Here is a 22,109-nt window from a genome sequence, read left to right as displayed (position 1 = left end):
GCGCCACTTATATGAAAGTAATACGTGACCCTGTACACGGCTATATAGAAATGGACACAATGGGTCTTGGTCTGTGTGATACTAAAAGAATGCAGAGACTTAGAAGGGTCAGACAGCTGGGTACTTCAAATCTTGTCTATCCAGGAGCAAATCATACAAGATTCGAGCATTCCCTTGGAACAATGCATCTTGCAGGCATGCTGACCAATCAGATAGAAGAGCCTGGAACGGATGAGAAGGATGAACTCCGAGCTGCTGCACTGCTGCATGACATTGGCCACGGCCCCCTTTCCCATGTCAGTGAAGGAATAATCAAACATTATACACGCCAGAAACATGATGATGTGAAGCATATACTCAAAAAAGAAGAGATCAGGGATGTCCTGGAAGATTTTGGATTGAATCCTTCAAGACTGGCAAAACATATTAAAGGAGAAACCTCAATTGGACAGATTCTGTGCAGTGAGATCGATGTTGACAGAATGGACTACCTGATACGTGATGCTCACTATACAGGAGTAACCTTTGGGCTTGTCGATCATATCAGGCTCATCCATGAAATGGATTTCTACGAAAACCGCTTAGTTGTCAGAATGGGAGGACTCAAAGCAGCAGAATCCCTGCTTGTATCAAGGTTCCTGATGCACCCATCAGTCTATTTTCACCATGTATCCAGAATTGCAGAAACAATGTGTTCAAAGGCAATAAGGTACCTGATCGAAAACAAGACAATTGACCCTTTCAGTTTTAGAAAGATGGATGATTCACAGCTCTTTGAAGCAATGAGAAATGATACGGGTTATGCAGGTGATATTGCAAGGAGACTGGAAGACAGGCGTCTGTATAAAAGAGCACTGTACACAGGTTTTGAATCTGTAAGTGAGAATGTGCTGAAATTACAGAGCAGCACTGACAGAATTGAAACGGAGATAGCAGAGCTTGCAGGGATTGAACCCGAAAAAGTCCTTGTCGACATTCCTGAAACTCCTGAAATTACTGAAATGAAGGCAATGGTCCGCACAGGTGATCAGATTATTCGAATTGATGAGGCATCTCACGTAGTTTCCATTCTGGAAAAAGCACACCTTGATAACTGGAGAATGGGAGTATATACGCCACAGGAATATCGTGAAAAGGTTGCAAAGGTTGCGAGGGAATTTTTTGATGTGAAGAAGAATACAAAACAGTTCAGACTTACAGAACTGTAAAGGAGATTGAATATGCCATCAATGATCAAAAGGGTTGGGCGTGCAAAACTGGTTCTGGAATGGAAAAATATTGGGGGAGATAATGTAGTGGTATTAAGAGGAGGGGATGAACATATTGGAGCAACGGGTTTTGCATACTATGACAGATCAAGTGACAGGGTGTTCACAGATGTTATTAAATCTCCAGGCCACAGGGAAACAGAAATTGCATATGATGGTGCAAAACATATATCATATGTTACAAAAACAACAACTGTATTTATAGCAGGGATTCATTTAGATAATATTACAAAATCGGAGATCAGAGATATTGTTGATATTTCCTATCAGATGATAGATGATCTGGCCGCTATACTGGAGGAACGTGCTTGAAGGAGATTGTAATTGGGATCAGTGGTGCATCAGGTGTAGATTACGGAATAAAGCTTCTGGAAATACTCTCAAAAACCGAGATAAAAACACACCTTATAATTACTTCATCTGCTAAAAAGATCATAAGTATAGAAAGTGATTATACTATCAAAGAGATCCAGGAACTTGCATCTGTTGTACATGATGAGAAAGATTTTACAGCACCGGTTGCCAGTGGATCCTATCGAATACATGGAATGATAATTGCACCCTGCAGTATGAAGACACTCGGGTCGATAGCAAACGGAGTAACAGATAACCTCCTGACCCGCGTGGCAGATGTCTGTCTAAAAGAAAGACATAAGCTTGTACTGGTAACGCGGGAAACACCTCTGAACCAGATTCATCTTAAGAACATGCTTAAAGCTGACAGAGCAGGTGCCTGTGTACTTCCAGCATGCCCTGGATTTTATTCGCGACCGCAGACCATTGATGAAATCATATATACCATTGCCGGAAGAGCGCTTGATCTGGCAGGTATTGAGAACAGTGCATACAGACGCTGGGGAGATCAATGAAATATACTGATATGAAAATAGCATTCCAGACTGTTTACACACTGTGGCTCAGGGAAATGCTGAGATTCAGGAGATCAAAATCAAGGATAATAGGATCCATTGCAACTCCCCTTTTCTTTCTGGTATTCCTGGGTTCTGCACTGGACACTGCTGTAGATATTAATGGCATCAGTTACATAGACTATATGGCTCCTGGAATTATTGCCATGTCAGTACTCTTCTCCTCACTTACAGGAGGAATCTCAATCATCTGGGACCGGGAATTTGGTTATCTGAAGGAAATTTTGATCGCACCTGTAAGCAGATTTTATACAGCCCTGGGAAAATCAGTAGGTGGTGTTACAACTGCACTGATTCAGGGAATCATACTGATGGTAATTGCCGGAATAATTGGTGTTAACTATACATCAGCATGGGGTCAGGTCCTGAGTATTCCAATAATGTTTTTGATAGGGCTTGGATTCATTGGGCTTGGAATATCCATTGCCTCAAAGATAGAATCAATTGAAGGATTTCAGCTGGTCATGACATTTCTGACATTTCCACTGCTTATGGCCAGTACAGCTTTTTACCCTCTTGAAAATCTTCCTGTATGGCTTAAAACCATCGTTCTCCTAAACCCCCTGACCTATGGAATAGAATCACTCCGATGGGCATTGATAGCAGATCCACAGATATCCCCTTTCACCAGTCTTTCAGTGGTCATAGCATTTGCTTTTATGATGGTCATACTTGGTGGCTGGTCCTTCAACCGTGTTACTTCCTGAGCTAGAGATTTATAGTATTAACTGGCAATCAATCATATATTATCGTAAACTATATCTATTAGAATGCATACTTAGGAGAGGTGCAAAAACGACCTGTTTGAAGGCCGTTTATTGTAACTTAAAAACCAATCAACCCGGGATAGTAGGGTAGCCTGGACGATCCTCGAGCGTTTGGGACGCTTGGACTGCGGTTCAAATCCGCGCTATCCCATTTTTTTTAACAATTGACACATTCTTACTGCACCGGTCTTATGCATAATTTTATAAAACATTATCTGGATGATTTAATTCATGGGAAATGTAAAGATAAAACTGTTTGCAAATGTGAGAGAGAAAGCCGGGATATCACAGGCTGAATATAATGCAGAGACAGTGATTGATTTGCTCAGCATACTGGTCACAGACTATCCTGCAGTTAAAGATCTTATATTTGAAAATGGACAACAGGAAATACGCGGATATATCAATATATTTGTAAACGGCAACAACATTCACCATCTGGAAAGGACTGAAACCAGACTATCAGATGGAGATGAAGTTGCCATTTTTCCTCCTGTGTCCGGAGGATAAAAATAGGTTTAAAGATGGAATAAGGAAGTTCTGGTTTAAATGAAAAGTAAAATTATCAGGAAACGCACAAAATTGGCTGATGCCAGAGAGTTACTTCTAAATTCCTTTACTCCTCCTGATTCATGTGAGACGATAGAACTAAATGATAGCTGTGGCAGGGTCCTTGCAAAAGATGTGATTGCAGAGCGCAATGTGCCCCATTATGATCGGGCAGCAATGGATGGATACGCTGTACGGTCATCAGATACTGTTTCAGCATCCGATTCATCACCCATTATTCTCAGGGCTACGGATGAAATATCTGAAGGATCCTGTGTCAGGGTACATACAGGCTCTGCCATGCCTCCAGAATCGGATGCTGTGGTAAAGATAGAAGACACTTCACATAAAGGAGATCTTATTGAGGTCCATACACAGGTTCATCCAGGAAAACATGTAGGTTATACAGGAGAAGACATAAAGATTGGTGATAAGGTACTGGATGCTGGCCATTTTCTGCGCCCATGTGACATCGCAATGCTTGCTTCAATTGGAATAAATATTATTGAAGTTTACAGAAAACCCGTGGTTGCGATAATACCTACAGGAAATGAACTGGTTAAAAGGCCTTCACAAATAACCCCTCCACCGGGGAAAATAACTGAAACAAACAGTCTCATGGCAGGAATGTATGTGAGCAAATGGGGAGGAAAACCTCAGTATTGTGATATCGTCCCTGATAATCCTGAACTTATAGGACAGGTAATTGAATCTCAGTTAAATGCTGATATGATTTTACTCTGTGGAGGAACATCAGTTGGTGAAAGAGATCATGTCCCTGATGCTGTTGACTCTATTGGAAAGATTCTGGTCCATGGAATTGGAATAAGTCCCGGAAAACCCACTGCACTTGGAGTCATAAATAATATACCAGTCATCTGCATGCCAGGTTATCCTGCAGCAGGTCTTGTTTGCCTGTTCGAATTTGTCCGCCCTTCTCTCATGAAGCTGGCCCACATAAATAAGATCAGGACTCCCCCGTTGCAGGCGCGCCTGGATAGAAAAATTACCTCCAGAATCGGATATGTTACTTATACCAGAGTCAGACTTGAAAACGGAAATGCAATCCCTCTGATGACTTCTGGTGCAGGGATAATGAGTTCGGTTTCAAGGGCTGATGGGTTTGTTGTCATTGAGGAGAACGTTGAGGGATATGAAGAAGGAGAAATTGTGGAAGTCGAACTAATTGAATGATAATTTCATTAATCAAGAGAAGATATGGCCTCTGATTTATGTGGGTTTTGGAGGTTCTTCAGGAGCCATTCTCAGGATGGGATTTTTAGGACTTGCCAGCACCCCTTTCAATATCCTTATTATCAATGTACTTGGTAGCTTCATGCTTGGAGTACTCATGTACAGCACTGAATTTGGAAATGTGAATCCCCATTTCAGACTATTTTTCGGTATTGGTTTTCTGGGATCATTGACCACCTTCTCCAACTTTGCACTGCAGACATATACGCTGGCTTCAGTATCCTTAATTTATTCAATAGCCAATATTTTCCTTAACCTGATTCTGGGAATAGCTGCAATTATTGCAGGGCGGGAAGCAGTTATATATGTTTCATCCAGGAGGAACAGATGATAGTAAATATTATGATGGTGGCAGGAGGGGGATTTATAGGTGCAGTCCTGAGATATAGTCTTACTGGGTTTTTTTCGGGAAAGGAAATTATTCCTGCAGGTACATTAACAGTCAATTTTATAGGAAGTACTCTGTTATCCATACTCACCTTTTCCAGCGAAGGAAGAATTGAATTATATTTATTCAATATAGGAATTCTGGGATCTTTTACGACATATTCAACATTCTCATATGAAACATTCAGGCTACTGGAAAATGAACAGATATATCACTTCTGGCTAAACATAATAGGTAACATGGCATTATGTATTACCGGCGTTGGTGCAGGGCACCTGATTGCTACTATGATACTGTAAAACAAACAATCTAGTAAGGTGAATTATTTTGAGCTTTGTGACAATTCGAATATATTTGAGTGAAAATGATATATATAAGGGTAAAAGTGCTTCCAGTGCAATATTGGAATATTTAAAAGAAAACAATGTTTCGGGCGCAACCGTTATCCGGGGTACTGCAGGATACGGAGTTCATACAGACCTGCATACCACCCGCATACTTCGCCTGAGTTCAGATCTACCTCAAATTATAGAAATCATAGAAGATGAGGAAAAGATCAGGCCGCTGATCGACTGCATTCGTTCAATGATACCTAAAGAACTGATTACAATGCACAGGATAGAAGTGCTATCAGGTGAAAGGATATAATCATTTTTTATCTGTAGAGGGTTACCGATCTTCCCCTGATCTCAACAAGTTCACTTTTTGTTTCTGCTGCAAGCCGGCTGGCAATATCATCAATATTTTCATCACCTACAGCAGTCTTAAGTACCTTCACTTTAACAAGCCGGTTTCTTTTAATGTAATTCTTTAATTCCTCAATCACAGCCTCATTTATTCCGCTTTTACCAATATTGATTACAGGTTTTAGCTGGCTTGCTCTCGATTTGAGTTCATATAGCTTTTTATTTTCCATATAAGTATCATCCATAGAACTGATATATAATCTAAGTCAGTGATTTTTATGTATATAAGACTACAGGTATATCATAAAAGTATCTGCTCATTCAATTTTCCTGATCAGGATATCTGCCCCGTCAATATCATATTCATACCATGGTGTTGGCTTGGAGGTTATTCCCACAATTCTCAATGAATGCTGACCGTCCTCTGATGACCTTATTTCTATCACACCATCAAATAGCTGCTTGAGGGTGGCAATTGTCCTGGAATCATGCATCTCATCCTCCACAACATAAAGCCCGAAGGCATTTGCCGCCTTTACACGACCCGTGAAAACATGAAGGAACCTGAAAACGGTCTGGAGATTGGAATACATCAATATTGTTGAAAGTGAATTTATGCACAATCTGGTCTGTTCCAGCTTTCTTTTCACCATAAATTCCTCAAAAAACTGGCTGATCTTTACACCAATACCCGTCAGGTCAACGGGACTTGCAACACGTCTAATGCTGGAAGTATCAGCAGATCCCAGTCCAAGTGTTCGGGTTACACAATCAACTATTCCAACAGGAGAATCTGAGGGATCGATTCCATGCTCCTGAAACCACTGGACTATTCTCTCTCCAGGATCCACAGTACTTACAATAATACCAGAGTTATTCTCCAGAAGACCTTTATAAAGAATCGAGTTGATTATTTCATCTTTTCCACTCATTGGCGGGCCAATCAACATGAGATTTGTACCACCTCTGATCTCCCCGATTACTTCATCCAGTTCAGTTATGCCCAGCGAATATCCTGCCATGTATACCGTTCCCTAAAATATCTAATAAAGCATTCAATAATACATTTATAATGTTTGTTATTTGTTTATTGTCCTTTATCTCCAACTTTATATTCTCAAATCTTTGAAAGTTCTATTCAGTCATGATCATCTTCCTATAAAAAATGATTTTATTTACATACCTAATAAATACTCTGTAAATGGTGTGAACTGATAAATAATTTTAATTTGTTCTGGAATGTTTAATTATGTGTCCCGCTTCAGGAACGATTATTTCGATCCCCAGCCTGCATGCATCTGTGGACCCTGGAAGACAGAACACTGCCCTGCCCTGAATAATCCCTGCAGTCGTTCGGGTGAGCACAACTGCCGTGCCAACCGAGTCAAAGCTGCGGAGTCGAAAGAGTTCTCCAAAACCTGGCATCTCCTTATCAAACATAGGCTTTAATGACTCAATAGTAAGGTCCCTGGGAGATAGGCCTGTCCCGCCGGTAGTAATAATCACATCTGCTCCTGAATCCATAGCCAGTTCGACCGCTTTTATGATATCAGATCTATCATCATCTGTCAGAATATATCTTATAACACTCATTCCGTGTTCCTGTAAGTAATCTACCAGAAAACCGCCTGAAGTATCCCGGGCTTCATCTGGACTGGATACACTGCCATATTTTTGAAACCTTGAGCTGGATATTGTAATCACTGAAAACTTGTATTTACCTCTGGATTTTTTTCTGTGTTGATCTGAGGTGGGTGAATTCATAGAAAGAATTTATACATAAAACCTGTATATGTAATAACCGATTTGAATATGCAGATACTAGCAATTGATATAGGAACAGGTACCCAGGATATCCTTATCTATGATACCGAAAAAGAGCCTGAGAACAACTATCACATGGTCATGCCCTCACCTACATCAATTATTGCCGGCAGAATCAGAAAAGCAACTTATTCAGGGAGCAATATTCTGCTAACCGGCGATATAATGGGAGGAGGACCGTGTGTGCGTGCTATCCGGGATCATATACATTCAGGCTTTTGTGTATATGCAGAGGAAAAGGCTGCACTTACCATAAACGACAACATTGAAAAGGTGAAGTCTCTTGGAATCAGAATCATCAGGAATGTCAATGAGATTTCCAAAAACGATAAGCCTTTTGAAAGAATTAAAATGGGCGATATTGATCCTGATATCTTTAAAAGATCATTTTCAAGTTTTGACCTCATAGTGCCTGATAGGATCTGCGTGGCTCTCCAGGACCACGGAAATTCCCCTCACAGCAGCAACAGAAAAGCAAGATTCAGATATCTGGAGGATACAATCAACAAAGGCGGTACAATAGACTGTTTCACCTACGAATACCATGACATTCCCGAAGATCTGACCCGTATGAAAGCTGCTTCAAAAGCCCTTTCCCGCTTTGATACCGTGTTCATGGATACCGGTCCTGCAGCTATTTTCGGAGCTATGGAAGATTCTCGTGCGGTTCAGCCCTGTATTGTTGTAAATGTGGGCAATGGCCATACACTGGCTGCAGTGGTAAGTGATGACAGGATAGTGGGACTTTTTGAGCACCATACATCTGCAATTGATTGGCATAATTTCCAGAAATATATTATAAAACTGGGTGATGGCTCACTCACATTTGAGGAAATATTTAATGAGGGTGGCCATGGATGTTATACTATAGAAAATATTGGTATCGAAAGTATCAGATCTGTTTTAGTCACAGGGCCAAACAGGAACAGGGTTGAGAATATCCCACTGTTATCGCAGGGCTTTAGGGGAGAAGTGATATTTGCAGCACCTGCAGGTAATATGATGCTTTCTGGATGCTATGGGCTTGTTGCAGGACACCTTCAAAAAAAGAAATAATGCTGGACAAAGCTTATAACCTACAAAGTAATAAGGAAACCAGCGTTAACTAGAAATATTGATAATAGTATTATCAACAGATTCAAGTATAAGCACCAAATCTAGCATAATAGATTTTCAGGATATATTTCCTGAAACGATCACATTAACTGCATAATAACCAATCAATAACCTAATCAGGAGGTTCAATTTACATGGTACGAAAACCAGCAAGCATGTACAGAAACGTAAAGCAGCGTTCATTTACTCGCCGGGAGTATATGGGCGGTGTTCCGGGAAGTCAGATCATTCACTATGACATGGGCAATAAGTCTGCAGAATTTCCAATTAAGCTATCATTGTTAGCTGAGGAAAAATGTCAGATACGTCATACTGCACTGGAAGCAGCACGTATTACTGCAAACAGACTACTCATGAAATCAGGCCGTGCATCCTATCATCTGAAACTGCGTGTATATCCCCATGAGGTATTGAGGGAAAACAAGCAGGCAACAGGTGCCGGTGCTGACCGTGTATCCAGTGGTATGAGAGAAGCATATGGTAAGAACGTAGGAACTGCCGCCAGACTTTCAGCAGGTCAAAAGATATTTACCGTAGGAGTCAACAAAGAAAACTTTGAATCCGCAAAAAAGGCTCTCAAAAGAGCAGGATATAAACTGCCAACACCTGTGCGCATAGTGGTAGATAAAGGACAGGAACTGGTACAGTAAATACAACCTATGGCAGGGAGATTGCAAAATGGATGAATATGAAAAGCTTCTGGATCGTGCACTGGAGAACCTGCCGGATGTAGAGACCACTGATGCCCGTTTTATAATACCGGAGCCCAGGATTTTTATTGAAGGAAAAACCACAGTACTTGACAATTTCACCAACATTATAAATGTTCTCAACCGTGATCCGGATCACCTCATGAAATACCTGACCAGGGAACTGGGAACAGCAGGTAAGGTTGAAGGAAGCAGAGCTATATTTCAGGGAAAATTCCCTAAAGAACTGATCAAATCAAATATTGAATCCTATGTGGAAGAATATGTGATATGTTCAGAGTGTGGAAGGCCTGATACTCAACTGGAGAAGGTCGAGAGGGTCATGGTGCTCAAATGTCTTGCATGCGGAGCTCACCGTCCTGTGAAAAAGCGCAAAGCTATGACGGAAGTGGCAAGGGATGCCATAGAGGAAGGAAAACAGTATGAAGTAAAGATCGAAGCTGTTGGCTCCAAAGGCGATGGTATAGCAAAAGTTGGTAAATTTACAATCTTTGTACCTGGCGCCAGTCAGGGGGATGTTGTAAACATCAGAATAAAACGCATCAGTGGTACGCTTGCCTTTGCTGAAAAAGTATAACAGCAATTCTGTATGAACAGTTTCTATGGATAATCCATGGATACTTTTCATAAGATACAAATCATTTTTTATAGTATTGGCATCAAGAAATTACAAATTTCATCAATTAAACGAGATTAATATGACTCGTGTACCAACTGGAATTCCCGGCCTCGATGAAATGATCGAAGGTGGATTCATAGAAGATGACGTGATCCTTGTAACAGGATGTCCAGGTGCAGGTAAATCAACCTTTGGAATCCAGTATCTATACAAGGGCGCTGTGGATTACAATGATCCGGGACTATATGTAACACTTGAAGAGTCTCCTGCACGTATTATGAGAAATATGTGGAGACATGGTTGGGACCTGGAAAGGCTGACCAAGGAAGACAAGATCCGGATTATAAGAGCAAATCCCATAGTCTATAGTAGATACATCAAGGAATCTCAGGATAATATCGGTACAGCCAGCGCAGAGATAGCAACCATTGAGCATCTTCTTAAAGAAATATATAGGAATGTAAAGGAAACCGGTGCAAAAAGACTTTTTATTGATTCAATAACATCACTAAAGATCTCTTCCGATCCGGTCAATGTAAGGCACGTGATACTGGAATTTATAAAAAATATTGAAAATATGGACTGCACCACCCTAATAACAAGTGAAATAAGCGACAATTGCGGAGAATTCAATGTAGAGGAGTATCTCTGCGAGGGTGTTATCAGACTGCATATGTTCAGGGTTGGAGGAAATCGTGTTCGTGCTCTCGAAATCCTTAAAATGAGGGGAGTAAAACACAAGGAATCAATACATCCCTATACAATAACCGATGGAGGAATCGTTGTCTACCCCTCAGAATCGGTTATCGGACATGAAAATGATGCCATGGATTTTACAACATTATAATGAGGGATAAATGATGGACAAAAACAGTTCCAGCCATAATTCCATCGAAAATGAGATAGAAGTACTATCAGTGCCCGGAGTCACAATAAAATTGGTAAATGCCCGAAACCGGATTTTTCTCAATGCTGAAGGCTATCTAAAACATCTCTGTACTCCTTTTATTGAAAAAATCAATTCAAGACTTGAAAACGAAAGACCTGCAAAGGCCACAGATGATGAAATCATTGCATCTGCATGGTTACCGCCAATACCTGGCAAGGTATTTAAAAGGCTCCTTCTTGCCGAGTTTCAGATAGCACTTGGAAAATACGTGCCTGAAACCGTTTCATTTGAGATCACAAGGGAGTGTCGCTGCAATTGCGAGCACTGTGTTGTAAGTGGTGGAGAAGGAGAACTTGACATTGACACGATCAAAAATGCTATTGACCAGGCCCTTGATATGGGAGCATTCATTATCACCTTCACTGAAGGAGATCCCCTTTTAAGGGAAGAGATATTCGAACTTATAGAATATGTGGATAAAGATCGAGCTATAGTGAATATCTTCACCCCGGGCACGGAAATAACACCTGAGTCTGCAAGACGTCTCAAAGAAGCAGGACTTCACAATCTCCTGATAAGTATTTATTCCACAAATCCTGAAAAACATGATTCTGTCAGAAAGCTTGAAGGTGCTTTCGATAAAGCGGTATCTGCCATAAAACACGGTCTTGATGCTGACCTACTGGTCACAATGACCACACATGTATCCCCCACCAGGATCAGTGAACTTCCTGAAATGTATGAATTTGCATCTGAGCTTGGAGTTCATGAGTTTTCCCTCTGGGAATCAGTTCCTAAAAAGAAAGGGGATCCAATCCTTTCAGACATTCACAGAGCCACAATACTTGATATGTATAAGCAGATCAATTCTGCCGAAGACGGACCCAGGATATTTTCCAGTACTTATTTTGAAGGAGAGATGCTTGGATGCCTGGCAGGCCAGAGGTGGCTGCATGTATGTGTGGACGGATCAGTAAAACCCTGTCCCTACATACCTTTTGAATTCGGTAACATAAGTGAAAATTCCCTTAAAGAAATATGGAGCCGAATACGAACATATAATGAGTTCAGAGGTCACAGAAGCAGTTGCCTGATGCATACACCAGAATTTCTTGAGCTTGTAAACAGCATTCCTGATAACTCCTCCATACCATTCAGTTTTGATGAGATCAAAAGGGATTGAGAAATGCCAACATTTACATAGAAGCATGTGGATTCTAATTTCAGCTAGATCATCAAAATATAAAGACAAACGGCAACAATATTAAATCCAGCTCTATCCTGCACAATGAAGATAAGAGAGGTACTAAATGAATGTAAAAATAAACCCATGGAGTTCGTCCAGCATTCAGGATTATTCAAGGCTGTTTGATGATTTTGGAATATCTCCTTTCAACGATCTAATTCCAGAAATAAAGAGTCCTAACCGCTATATAAGACGAAATATAATTTTTGGACACAGAAGTTATGATCTGGTAATAGATGCAATGAACAACCAGAAGCCATTTTCAGTCATGAGTGGGTTCATGCCCAGCGGAAAGGTCCACCTGGGTCATAAAATGGTGATGGACGAGATCATATGGCACCAGAAGATGGGAGGGGATGCCTTTGTAGGTATTGCTGACAGGGAAGCTTATTCGGTCAGGGGTATTTCGTGGGAGATGTGCAGGGAAACAGGGATCAATGAATATATACTCAGTCTGATAGCACTTGGATTTGAACCCGAAGGACATATCTATTTCCAGTCAGAATCACAGCAAATTATGGACCTTGCATTTGAACTGGGAGTTCGGGCTAATTTTTCGGAAATGAGTGCAATCTATGGATTTAGTGGAGAAACGAATATATCCCATATGATAAGTGCCCTGTGCCAGAGCGCAGATATACTCAACCCGCAATTAAGTGACAACGGGGGACCAAAGCCCACAGTAATTCCCGTAGGTGCTGACCAAGATCCCCACATAAGACTTACAAGGGGCCTTGCACACAAGATGAATATGTTCAGAATAGAGAAGCGTGAGCAGAATAATGGTAATTTTTACTTCAGTGTCAGAAGTAAATCTGCACCATCAGAGGCACTAAAGGAAATTAAAGAGCTGGCCCCTGGTGATGCAAAACTGTTTGAGGGACATGTCGATGTATATAATACCGACGATTTTAACGACCTGCTTGAAACAGTACGTCAGGTGGAACTTGAATTTGGAGGATATTCTTTTGTACCACCTGCATCTACATATCACAGATTCATGTCCGGTCTTCAGGGTGGAAAAATGTCAAGCAGTTCACCTGATAGCTATATTGCCCTTACAGATGATCCTGAGAGTTCTGTCAAAAAGATAAAACGTTCAAAAACCGGTGGACGTATAACTCTCCAGGAACAGAAAGAACTTGGAGGGATACCTGAAGAATGTTCGGTCTTTGAAATCATGCTGTTTCATCTTGTGGAAGATGACAGGGAACTTGCCAGGATACATCAGGAATGCAGTAATGGAAAGCTAATGTGTGGTAAATGCAAAGCCTATGCTGCAGAGCTTATGAAGGAGTTTCTGGTGGAGCACCAGCAGATGCGTGAGAATGCAAGAGAGCGGTTACATGAATATGGAATAAAAGAATAATATAAAAATAATCAACATACAGGTATTGATATGAATTCCCAGCAGACACTTACATCTCATGAGAAGGCTGTGTTACTTGCCCTGAAAGATAGTCCAAAATGTACTCCAGAAGAACTTTCACAGACATCAAAACTTAAAACAGAAACTGCAATGCATGCAGCTTTTCTGCTTGAAGATAAGGGATATGTTAATGTAGAGGACAGTGTGGTCAAAAAATACGGTCTTACATCAGAAGGAGAGGAATACGCCAAAAATGGATTGCCTGAGAGGCAAATTATTGATTCTATTTCAGAGCCGGTACCTATTGAAGATCTAAAACAGAGATTCTCACCTATGATGGTGGGAATAGCAACCGGCTGGCTTCTCAGAAAGGGATGGGCAGTTATTGATAACGGGCAGATGGTTCCCTTCTCCCAGCCTGAACCTGGAATTGATGAAGTACTGCTTGGAAGGCTTGAAGGTAAAACTCTGAGTTTTGAAGAATTAGAGAACTTTGAGAAAGTCTTAAAGGATCTTATCAAAAGAAAGCTTGTATATGAAGATGAAGATAAATTCAGGACCATTGAGATCACAGATGAAGGACTGGATATTGCCAGAAGCGGGCTTGAGATCCAGGAAGAAATAACTCAACTGACATCCAGGTTACTAAAAAGCGGGGAATGGAAGAATAAGACTTTCAGGCCATATGACATATCGATTCCTCCAAAACCTGTTTACGGGGGTAAAATACATCCCTATCAGCGTCTGCTGAACCAGATGAGACATATTTTTCTGGAAATGGGCTTTACTGAGATAAAAGGCGACATAGTACAGAGTTCATTCTGGAATTTTGATACACTCTTTCAGCCACAGGATCACCCTGCACGTGAAATGCAGGATACTTTCCATCTGGATTCTACAGCACAGCTGCCTGAAGAATACATGAGCAAAGTATGTGCCATGCATGAATATGGGGGAGAGAATGAATCTACAGGATGGGGTGGAAAATGGTGTGAGGAAATAGCCGCAAAAAATGTACTGAGAACACATACCACGTCTGTTACGATCAAATATCTTGCAGATAATCCACAACCTCCTGTAAAGGCTTTCTGTATTGACCGGGCATACAGGCGCGAAACAATTGATCCAACACATACACCTGAATTTGAACAGCTTGAAGGAGTAGTGATGGATAAAGACATGTCCTTTGCAAATCTCCTGGGATGCCTTACTGAGTTCTATCACAGAATGGGGTTTGAGGATGTGCGTTTTAGACCTGGTTATTTCCCATACACTGAACCCAGCGTAGAACCAGAAGTATACATTGAGGGCATGGGCTGGGTGGAACTTGGAGGAGCCGGAATTTTTAGAAAAGAAGTAACTGAGCCACTTGGTATAAAAGAGCCTGTACTTGCCTGGGGACTTGGAGTAAGTCGTGTTGCAATGTTAAAACTTGGACTTAAGGATCTCAGAGAACTGTATCGATCAGATATTGACTGGCTTAGACAATCTGAAGTATTCAGGCTGTAAACTGCGCCTCTGTTGCGGCTCAGTAGACAAGCCAGTTATTACTTTTTACAATCCTCCAGTGCATCTTCCACGCTCTTTCTTATGATATATCCTGCTCTGTGTAGAATGGTATCGCCTATCTGCGGATCAATTTCCATTCCTGCTGTACAGGGATATGCATGGTGAGCACTGGATACAGTCTCTTTATACTCTTTTACCGCTGTACCCCTGAGCTTTCTTGCAACAAAACATGTGGATCCGCAGGGGGCATCTGTTATTACATCCGCTGCAACAATATGATCCTTTCTCTCATTAAGTTGTACCCTGAGAACCGGTTTACCGAATCCCATTTCAACAAATCTGTCAATTACGGGTTTACCACATTTTTCTAGTGAACAAAAGGCTCTTGGAAATTCACAGTCAATGCCTTTTGACTCAAGATCCTTTCTTACCTTCTCAATAATTCCAGGTGGTCCAAGCCTGTGCTGCTCAACCGGTACAATAACACCAGATATGCCTGCCTTTTCTGCAATATCAGGCAGTCCGGTCAACAGATCGGGATGAAGATCCATTGCAATTAACAGATCACATTCAGGAATCATTGCCGGCAGATATTCCTCAGGCTCTTCTATAAATTCTGGAAGGTTCTGAGTAATCTCATATATTCCTACGATTTGATCTGCAGCAGAAGGCCTGCATCTGCGACACTGATCACAGAGGTCGCCACACGATACACAGAATCCACTCAGATTTACCAGATTACCTATAACTTTTCTGCCAAATTCTCCGGAATAAAGAATACATATACGCATGTTAGATATCTTCCATAATAATCGAAATATATTCAGGGTCAAGTATCCAGTTTGCCCACACTTTGTCTTTCACTACCTTATTATCCTTATAGGGAATATTGATCCATATAGCCTCTTTTTTTCCAAAGAGCAGATGGATCGATATAAACCTGGAACTATGAACATTTTCCAGAAATTCTTCTTTCTCAGAAGCTTCATGGGGACCGAATGAAGAATGACGGCATTTACCTTCAAATAAAGGCCTTTCAATACTTATGTATGATTCTAGAGCTGGATGAACATTGATGATCGGAGGACCCATTATTTTCACTTTTATGGGGATACCCTTCCGGATGCATGTAAAAATTTCATTGAATGTATCATCATCAATGGGTCCTGTTATCTTGGCATTCACACTCTGACACTCCTTTTTCCCCATATCGGATATTTTCTGGATAACCCTCTCATATCCCCTTAATATCCATATCTCCTGGGTAAGTATTTCCTGATTTTCATTATAATGAGGAGTGAGCAGCCGGTCTATTATTTCAATAGATTCATTGACTGATTCTATTATCTGCTTGCCTGCGATATTTGCAGCTGTTTTTGGGTGTTTTGCCCTGTATTTCTTGGGCCGGTCTGCAGTAGAATCTATCCATCCTTTTTCCTTCAGGCTCTGCAAGGTCCTGTAAACAATAGGATACTGAACACCGATAGTCCTGCTGATATCCTCAGCAGTCATCACTCCATTGCTCACAAGTGCATTGTATGCCTCAGACTCTTTTTTTGTCAAGCCAAGGTTCATCATGGACTCAATAAGCCTGCTGGATATTGGTACCATATTATTTATCATTATTTTGTTGATAATATATAATGTTGTTGCCGTTTAGACAGAATCAATTTTTCTCTGAAGCAGTTCTATCAGATGAAAGTGATATCCTGCGACCTGCAGCAATTCCTTCAATGTTGGCAGCAATTGCTCCAATTGCTGTACATGTTTCCAGAGATACTCCACACGAGGTGATATCAAGGTGATATCTGGACAGCTGGTACATATTCTTAGGAAGACCCTTTCTTCCAAGGCCCACCAGTATCAGAAACGACCTTTTTCTCATGATTTCGTCCACAAGCTGCTGTGGTGTTGTCCTGAACTTTTCCTCTGGTTTTGAGGTGGTTACCACAGGGTGTCCCAGATGAGCCTGAAATCCTTTTTTTGGAAGATCAGAAAGATAAAAACGTCTGCTTTCATGGAGCATACGCAGGTATTTTCCAGATTCGCCAATTGTTGTTTTGTCAACTACATAATCAACCATCTCATCAGATTCCATAGTAAACGGAAAGTCAAATAGTGCAAGATTAAATCCAAATGCATAGCATATGGGAGCTGCCCTTGCAATTGCACGATAATGTGCATCCAGTATCTTTATTCGGTCATACGTATTGACCAGGCCCATTGTCAGCATCTATCAGCACCATCCAGTGTGTATCTTAAAACCTTCTGCTGGCATGTGTCTGAGAATTTGCATTCCAGGCAATCATCCCAGAGATTTATTTTATCTGATTGCTCCATCATAGCAAAACCCATTTTTAGAAAGAAGCCTGTGGATGTGGTCCTTGTATAAACATACCTGTGTCCTGAAGGTATTTTTGATATCAGATAATGAACCAGCTTTCTGCCAGTACCCCTCCCTCTGTAAGAAGGAGCAACTGCAACTGTATGTATTTCAGGAAAATTATCACACACAAGTGCTGCAAAGCCGGTTATCCTGCCATCTCCTGTTTCAGATACTGCACAGTCCTCACATCTTATATCTGCAATATCAAGAAAGTAGGTGGATGCAATTTTAATTACATGTTTCATGTCATCAGGTCGACAACTGCGAATCAAAACATTAGCTGCACTCACAGAACCTCATCCATACTTCCACTTCGAAAACCCTGTACATCCAGTGTAATATAGCAAAAACCAAGAGCCAATATATATTTATTGATTTCTTCATGCATCTTCAGGAACAAAGAAAATTGTTCCGGCAGAATCTCAATTCTTGCCAGGCCATTATGATCACGTACTCTCAGCTGAGAAAAACCAAGTGAATACAGATAATCTTCTGCTCTTTCAATTCTGAGCAGTTTTTCTAATGTTATTGGATCTCCATATGGAATTCTGGTAGCAAGACAGCCCACTGATGGTTTGTGTGCAATGCTTAGCTGGAAGGCACTTGCCATCTCCCTTACCTCTTCTTTAGTTACACCAAATTCCTTAAAGGGAGAATATACAAAATCATCCGCTTCCTCCAATGCCTTTAGCCCGGGCCTGTATCCTTTTATCTCAGATGCGTTTGTGCCTTCAATCAGAGTTGTAAAACCTTCTTTTTTAGCAATATCTCTGAAAAAATCAATAAGAGATTTTTTGCAATAATAGCATCTGTTCTGGCTATTATGCATGATATTCATGTTCTTTAATTCATCAAATAGAATCACATGATGCTGTATACCCATTTCCTCTGCCACTGCCTGTGCATTTTTTACTTCACTGCGTGGCATGAAGGCGGAATCTGCAGTAACTGCAATGGCATTATTTCCAAGATTTCTGCATGCAATTGCAGCAAGTGTTGAGCTATCCACCCCGCCTGAGAATGCTACCATTACCTTTTCCTTTTCACGGATTGCATTCCCGATTTTTTCTATCTTTTCATCTATCATTGAATTTTGAATAATATTCTTCTTTTATATTTTATTTGTCATACTGGCAGTGCATCCGGGAACTTCCCCAAGAGTTAAATCAATTAATCACATTATTAAAGGTAAGTATCATCCATTAAATATAATTTTATTTGAGGTGCTTGTTGATGACATTGTTTGGAACAAACGGAGTAAGGGGAATTGCCAATGAGTTCATTACGCCACAGCTTGTAATGGATATTGCAAAAAGTCTTGGTACATATCTGGGACCAGATAAAAGAGTTGTGATTGGTAGAGATACACGAATATCCGGTCAGATGCTTGAATCTGCAGCCATTGCCGGGGCTCTTTCGTCCGGCCTCTTTGTGATTGATGTTGGAATGGCACCAATACCAGCCATCCAGTACTATACCAGAGACCATGGAGATGCAGGGATTGCCATCACCGCCTCTCACAATCCAAGAGAATACAATGGGATTAAATTAATAGCAGGAGATGGCAGTGAATTTTCCCGCAAAGGAGAAAATGAAATTGAAAAGATATACTATTCCAGAGAATACAAAGCTGCCACCTGGGACTGCACAGGAGAAATTATTACAGACAATTCAGTAAATGATTATTATATCAGAGGAATAATGAATGCAGTTGATACTGAAAAAATACGTTCAAGAAAATTCAGGGTCGCTGTTGATACAGGATGTGGTGCCGGTTCCCTTACCTTACCTTTCCTTTTGAGAAAACTTGGCTGCGAGGTGATAACCATCAATTCCCAGATAGACGGAACCTTCCCCTGGCGCAACCCGGAGCCTACAATCGAATCACTGGGTGAACTGAAGGAAGTGATACAGTACAGTGGAGCTGATATGGGAGTTGCACAGGATGGAGATGCTGACAGGGCTGTGTTCTTTGATGAGAAGGGGAATTTTATAAATGAAGAGGTTCTGCTTGCCACGGTAGCAAAATATATTCTGGCCCAGAAAAAAGGACCTATCGTAACTCCGGTCAGTTCATCACAGAGAATGGCAGATGTTGCAAAGGATGCAGGGGTCGAGATAATATGGACAGCTGTTGGATCCATCAATGTAGCCAGAAAAATGATGGAAACATCTGCGGTCTTTGGAGGAGAGGGAAATGGTGGATTCATCTTCCCTGAACACCAGTATTGTCGCGATGGGGGGATGGCATGTGCCAAGATACTTGAAATGATGGCAGATGGTGAAAAATTATCATATATCACAGAAGGTGTACCTGTCTATTTCAACTCAAAGACAAAGGTCTACTGTGATAATTTGAATAAAACAATGGAAGCAGCAAAATCAGAAGTTCTGCAATCTGAAGAAAAGATAGATACCACTGATGGAATCAAGATATGGTATGAAGACGGATGGCTTCTGATCAGACCATCAGGAACAGAACCCCTTATCAGAATATTTGCAGAATCAAAGACTATGACAAGAGCAGAAGAATTGATGAAGTTTGGAAAAGAAATGGTGGAGAAGTACAGGTGAACTCAGGCCTTTCCCCTGGATTCACCACACACAATTCCCGTGGCAATCAGGTGAGCAACCCTTAATGGTTCAGGTATATTGCCACGGGTACATGTAATCTGTATTATTCTTGATGCATCCTCTATGGAAATACCACTGACCTGGATATAAACCGGGCTCGTGGAATTAGCTATCCTGTAATCGGAGATATGCACCCTGCTTATTTTTCCACCATTTTTGATGATTTCAAATCTTTGAGAACCATCATCAAAATGAGTGAGTGCGAGCCTTATCTTATCAAAGTCCGGGCACCTGCGCATAACAACGATCACCGGTATATCTGTTTCTCTATGAACCCGGACAATATCGATTGGATTGAATCCACCATATGTTATTCCATCCAGCATGATAGTCCTTACCTGGCAGTAATGCTTGCTTGAGGTTACCATATCAATGATCACATCTGTGGCATCCATACCATCACGGGTTATCATTGAACTGAGAACCCCATCCAGCCACTGCCCTCCTCTGAAAAAGGCACCCACTATCCTTATTTTATCACTGATAAGTGCAGAATCATCTATTCCAAGGATCCTTATTTCCTGTTTTATGTGCACTCTGGAAGTCATCCTCCATCAATAATGTACACCGGTATGTATAATTTATTTAAAAATTAAAAATAATAAAATGCAGGATTAACATTTACACAAACATCGCTTCAGGGTTTCCAAATAAAGGCTTCTGTATATTTGCCATAACTTTCCTGATGGCATTTAGAAAATCTTCCATGGTCACAGATTCCCTTTCAGCACGTACAGCATACATTCCTGCCTCCATGACTATGGCATTGAGATCCGCACCACTGGCTCCTTCGGTACGGGAGGAGATTTCCCTGAAGTTTATATCCTTTGATATTTGCATCTTCCGCGTATGTATCCTCAGTATCTGTTCTCTTGAGTCCGTATCCGGAAGAGGAACACATACCACACGATCAAATCTGCCGGGTCTAATAATCGCAGGGTCAAGTACATCAGGCCTGTTGGTGGCTGCTATGATCCGTACATTTCCCCGATCATAGAACCCATCCATTTCTGCCAGAAGTTGCATCAGTGTTCTCTGCACCTCCCGATCTGCACCGGTGGTGTCATCGAGTCTCCTGGCTGCTATGGCATCAAGTTCATCGATGAATATTATGCTCGGTGCTTTCTTTCTTGCAGTTTCGAAGATCTCCCTTACCAGTTTAGAACCATCTCCTATATATTTCTGGACAAGTTCTGAACCAACCACTCTGATAAAGGTAGCTTCAGTTCGGTGGGCAACTGCCTTTGCAAGCAGTGTCTTTCCAGTACCTGGCGGACCATAGAGTAGTACTCCGCGGGGCGGAGATATCCCTATCCTATCAAATATTTCCGGTTTCTTCAGAGCCATCTCCACAGACTCAACTATTTCCTGGATCTGCTCATCAAGTCCCCCAATATCATCATAATCAAAACCCAGATCATCTACAGGTTCCACAAACTGCATAGCAAATACTTCCGGATCTTCTGCAACCGGTATGATATCTACTATTGCAAGTGAGTTCTGGTTCAGGGCTACTTTAGCTCCAGGTTTCAGGTTAACATCATCAAGGTACCGGGAAACTCCTACAAGAAATTCAGGACCTGTACTGCTTTTAACAAGCACCCTTTCGTCATCAACAAAATTGAGGATTGTACCCACAACAAGAGGTGACTTCTTCAGCCTGTCAATCTCGGCCTGCATTTTTCGGACTTCACGCTCATATCTAAGCTTTTCATTTTCTATGATTCTTTTTTCAGACTCGATCTGGTCGCACTGCTCTTTCAAATAATTGTTTCTTGATTCCAGCTGTTTCATACGATCCAGCAGGTATTTGGAGAAATCCTCGTCACTGTCAGCTTCAAGGTATTCCTTGCCAATATTACTCATATCCGGAATCTTGCAATCTTTACGATCTATATTACTACCTGTACTTTCCCTCATAAGCTCCGAATAGTATTTAAGTTCTTACTCCAATATAGCCCTTTCG

General features: G+C 41.2%; 27 protein-coding genes and 1 tRNA gene. 18 read left to right on the top strand and 10 right to left on the bottom strand.

Annotated features, from left to right (window positions below; all coding sequences use genetic code 11):
- Positions 1-11 precede the first annotated feature (11 nt).
- The 10 genes from MZHIL_RS09245 (at position 12) to MZHIL_RS09200 (ending at position 5,803) form a co-directional block, all read left to right on the top strand.
- Positions 12-1,208: an HD domain-containing protein gene (locus MZHIL_RS09245; protein ID WP_013899110.1), complete on the top strand. Its 1,197-nt coding sequence runs from the start codon at positions 12-14 to the stop codon at positions 1,206-1,208.
- Positions 1,209-1,220: 12 nt separating this feature from the next.
- Positions 1,221-1,580, top strand: a complete 360-nt coding sequence (lpdD, locus tag MZHIL_RS09240; RefSeq protein WP_013899109.1) for a prenylated flavin chaperone LpdD — start codon at positions 1,221-1,223, stop codon at positions 1,578-1,580.
- Positions 1,577-2,137 carry a UbiX family flavin prenyltransferase gene (locus MZHIL_RS09235; RefSeq protein ID WP_013899108.1) on the top strand — a complete coding sequence of 187 codons (561 nt, stop codon included), beginning with the start codon at positions 1,577-1,579 and terminating at the stop codon, positions 2,135-2,137. Before lpdD ends, MZHIL_RS09235 begins: the two co-directional genes overlap by 4 nt.
- A complete protein-coding gene (locus MZHIL_RS09230) occupies positions 2,134-2,904 on the top strand; it encodes an ABC transporter permease (RefSeq protein ID WP_013899107.1) in 771 nt (256 codons plus the stop codon). The genes MZHIL_RS09235 and MZHIL_RS09230 overlap by 4 nt, the downstream gene beginning before the upstream one ends.
- A gap of 136 nt (positions 2,905-3,040) precedes the next feature.
- Positions 3,041-3,115 (top strand) — tRNA-Pro (locus MZHIL_RS09225).
- Positions 3,116-3,195: 80 nt separating this feature from the next.
- Positions 3,196-3,474: a ubiquitin-like small modifier protein 1 gene (locus MZHIL_RS09220; protein ID WP_013899106.1), complete on the top strand. Its 279-nt coding sequence runs from the start codon at positions 3,196-3,198 to the stop codon at positions 3,472-3,474.
- A gap of 39 nt (positions 3,475-3,513) precedes the next feature.
- The gene (locus tag MZHIL_RS09215; protein WP_013899105.1) at positions 3,514-4,707 is read left to right on the top strand and encodes a molybdopterin molybdotransferase MoeA; all 1,194 of its coding nucleotides are present in this window, start codon (positions 3,514-3,516) and stop codon (positions 4,705-4,707) included.
- On the top strand, positions 4,700-5,098 hold the full coding sequence (crcB, locus tag MZHIL_RS09210; RefSeq protein WP_013899104.1) for a fluoride efflux transporter CrcB: 399 nt from the start codon (positions 4,700-4,702) through the stop codon (positions 5,096-5,098). The genes MZHIL_RS09215 and crcB overlap by 8 nt, the downstream gene beginning before the upstream one ends.
- Positions 5,095-5,454 carry a fluoride efflux transporter FluC gene (locus MZHIL_RS09205; protein ID WP_013899103.1) on the top strand — a complete coding sequence of 120 codons (360 nt, stop codon included), beginning with the start codon at positions 5,095-5,097 and terminating at the stop codon, positions 5,452-5,454. Before crcB ends, MZHIL_RS09205 begins: the two co-directional genes overlap by 4 nt.
- 37 nt (positions 5,455-5,491) lie before the next feature.
- Complete coding sequence (locus MZHIL_RS09200; RefSeq protein ID WP_245527589.1) at positions 5,492-5,803, top strand: DUF190 domain-containing protein; 312 nt, start codon at positions 5,492-5,494, stop codon at positions 5,801-5,803.
- A 7-nt stretch (positions 5,804-5,810) separates the two neighbouring features.
- On the opposite strand, the gene MZHIL_RS09195 is transcribed toward MZHIL_RS09200, so the two are convergent.
- The 3 genes from MZHIL_RS09195 to MZHIL_RS09185 form a co-directional block, all read right to left on the bottom strand.
- Positions 5,811-6,071, bottom strand: coding sequence for a YhbY family RNA-binding protein (locus tag MZHIL_RS09195; protein ID WP_013899101.1), 261 nt, complete (start codon positions 6,069-6,071; stop codon positions 5,811-5,813).
- 87 nt (positions 6,072-6,158) lie between these two features.
- Complete coding sequence (locus tag MZHIL_RS09190; RefSeq protein ID WP_013899100.1) at positions 6,159-6,863, bottom strand: RAD55 family ATPase; 705 nt, start codon at positions 6,861-6,863, stop codon at positions 6,159-6,161.
- Between the two features lie 202 nt (positions 6,864-7,065).
- Entirely contained in the window at positions 7,066-7,605 is a 540-nt protein-coding gene (locus MZHIL_RS09185; RefSeq protein WP_013899099.1) for a MogA/MoaB family molybdenum cofactor biosynthesis protein, read from the bottom strand.
- Positions 7,606-7,653: 48 nt separating this feature from the next.
- Here MZHIL_RS09185 and MZHIL_RS09180 point away from each other — a divergent pair, with 48 nt between their 5' ends.
- The 7 genes from MZHIL_RS09180 (at position 7,654) to pheS (ending at position 15,123) form a co-directional block, all read left to right on the top strand.
- Complete coding sequence (locus MZHIL_RS09180; RefSeq protein ID WP_013899098.1) at positions 7,654-8,721, top strand: DUF1786 domain-containing protein; 1,068 nt, start codon at positions 7,654-7,656, stop codon at positions 8,719-8,721.
- A gap of 194 nt (positions 8,722-8,915) precedes the next feature.
- Entirely contained in the window at positions 8,916-9,431 is a 516-nt protein-coding gene (locus MZHIL_RS09175; RefSeq protein WP_013899097.1) for a 50S ribosomal protein L16, read from the top strand.
- A gap of 28 nt (positions 9,432-9,459) precedes the next feature.
- Complete coding sequence (locus tag MZHIL_RS09170; RefSeq protein WP_013899096.1) at positions 9,460-10,068, top strand: translation initiation factor IF-2 subunit beta; 609 nt, start codon at positions 9,460-9,462, stop codon at positions 10,066-10,068.
- Between the two features lie 121 nt (positions 10,069-10,189).
- Positions 10,190-10,957, top strand: coding sequence for an RAD55 family ATPase (locus MZHIL_RS09165; RefSeq protein WP_013899095.1), 768 nt, complete (start codon positions 10,190-10,192; stop codon positions 10,955-10,957).
- Positions 10,958-10,967: 10 nt separating this feature from the next.
- Positions 10,968-12,182: a radical SAM protein gene (locus tag MZHIL_RS09160; protein ID WP_013899094.1), complete on the top strand. Its 1,215-nt coding sequence runs from the start codon at positions 10,968-10,970 to the stop codon at positions 12,180-12,182.
- Positions 12,183-12,309: 127 nt separating this feature from the next.
- A complete protein-coding gene (locus MZHIL_RS09155; protein ID WP_013899093.1) occupies positions 12,310-13,614 on the top strand; it encodes a tryptophan--tRNA ligase in 1,305 nt (434 codons plus the stop codon).
- Positions 13,615-13,644: 30 nt separating this feature from the next.
- A complete protein-coding gene (gene pheS / locus MZHIL_RS09150) occupies positions 13,645-15,123 on the top strand; it encodes a phenylalanine--tRNA ligase subunit alpha (protein ID WP_013899092.1) in 1,479 nt (492 codons plus the stop codon).
- 38 nt (positions 15,124-15,161) lie between these two features.
- Here pheS and MZHIL_RS09145 read toward each other — a convergent pair whose 3' ends face one another.
- Genes MZHIL_RS09145 through larE form a run of 5 tightly spaced genes read right to left on the bottom strand, consistent with a single transcriptional unit; the run spans position 15,162 to position 18,596 of the window.
- The gene (locus MZHIL_RS09145; RefSeq protein ID WP_013899091.1) at positions 15,162-15,914 is read right to left on the bottom strand and encodes a DUF166 domain-containing protein; all 753 of its coding nucleotides are present in this window, start codon (positions 15,912-15,914) and stop codon (positions 15,162-15,164) included.
- Between the two features lies 1 nt (position 15,915).
- Entirely contained in the window at positions 15,916-16,734 is an 819-nt protein-coding gene (locus MZHIL_RS09140; protein WP_048815567.1) for a TrmB family transcriptional regulator, read from the bottom strand.
- Between the two features lie 55 nt (positions 16,735-16,789).
- Complete coding sequence (locus tag MZHIL_RS09135; protein ID WP_013899089.1) at positions 16,790-17,356, bottom strand: DUF531 domain-containing protein; 567 nt, start codon at positions 17,354-17,356, stop codon at positions 16,790-16,792.
- Positions 17,350-17,799, bottom strand: a complete 450-nt coding sequence (locus MZHIL_RS09130) for a GNAT family N-acetyltransferase (protein WP_013899088.1) — start codon at positions 17,797-17,799, stop codon at positions 17,350-17,352. Before MZHIL_RS09130 ends, MZHIL_RS09135 begins: the two co-directional genes overlap by 7 nt.
- Positions 17,796-18,596: an ATP-dependent sacrificial sulfur transferase LarE gene (gene larE / locus MZHIL_RS09125; RefSeq protein ID WP_013899087.1), complete on the bottom strand. Its 801-nt coding sequence runs from the start codon at positions 18,594-18,596 to the stop codon at positions 17,796-17,798. The genes MZHIL_RS09130 and larE overlap by 4 nt, the downstream gene beginning before the upstream one ends.
- A 146-nt stretch (positions 18,597-18,742) precedes the next feature.
- On the opposite strand from larE, the gene glmM reads away from it, so the two are divergent.
- Positions 18,743-20,083, top strand: a complete 1,341-nt coding sequence (gene glmM, locus MZHIL_RS09120; protein ID WP_013899086.1) for a phosphoglucosamine mutase — start codon at positions 18,743-18,745, stop codon at positions 20,081-20,083.
- 2 nt (positions 20,084-20,085) lie between these two features.
- On the opposite strand, the gene MZHIL_RS09115 is transcribed toward glmM, so the two are convergent.
- Together MZHIL_RS09115 and MZHIL_RS09110 are read right to left on the bottom strand one after the other, a co-directional pair.
- Entirely contained in the window at positions 20,086-20,691 is a 606-nt protein-coding gene (locus MZHIL_RS09115) for an endonuclease dU (protein ID WP_013899085.1), read from the bottom strand.
- A 73-nt stretch (positions 20,692-20,764) separates the two neighbouring features.
- On the bottom strand, positions 20,765-22,063 hold the full coding sequence (locus tag MZHIL_RS09110; RefSeq protein ID WP_013899084.1) for a proteasome-activating nucleotidase: 1,299 nt from the start codon (positions 22,061-22,063) through the stop codon (positions 20,765-20,767).
- Positions 22,064-22,109: the final 46 nt, after the last annotated feature.

This window comes from Methanosalsum zhilinae DSM 4017 (assembly GCF_000217995.1).
Taxonomy (GTDB): domain Archaea; phylum Halobacteriota; class Methanosarcinia; order Methanosarcinales; family Methanosarcinaceae; genus Methanosalsum; species Methanosalsum zhilinae.
The sequence above is the reverse complement of the archived record's forward strand: the minus strand, read 5'-3'. Positions and strand labels throughout refer to the sequence as shown.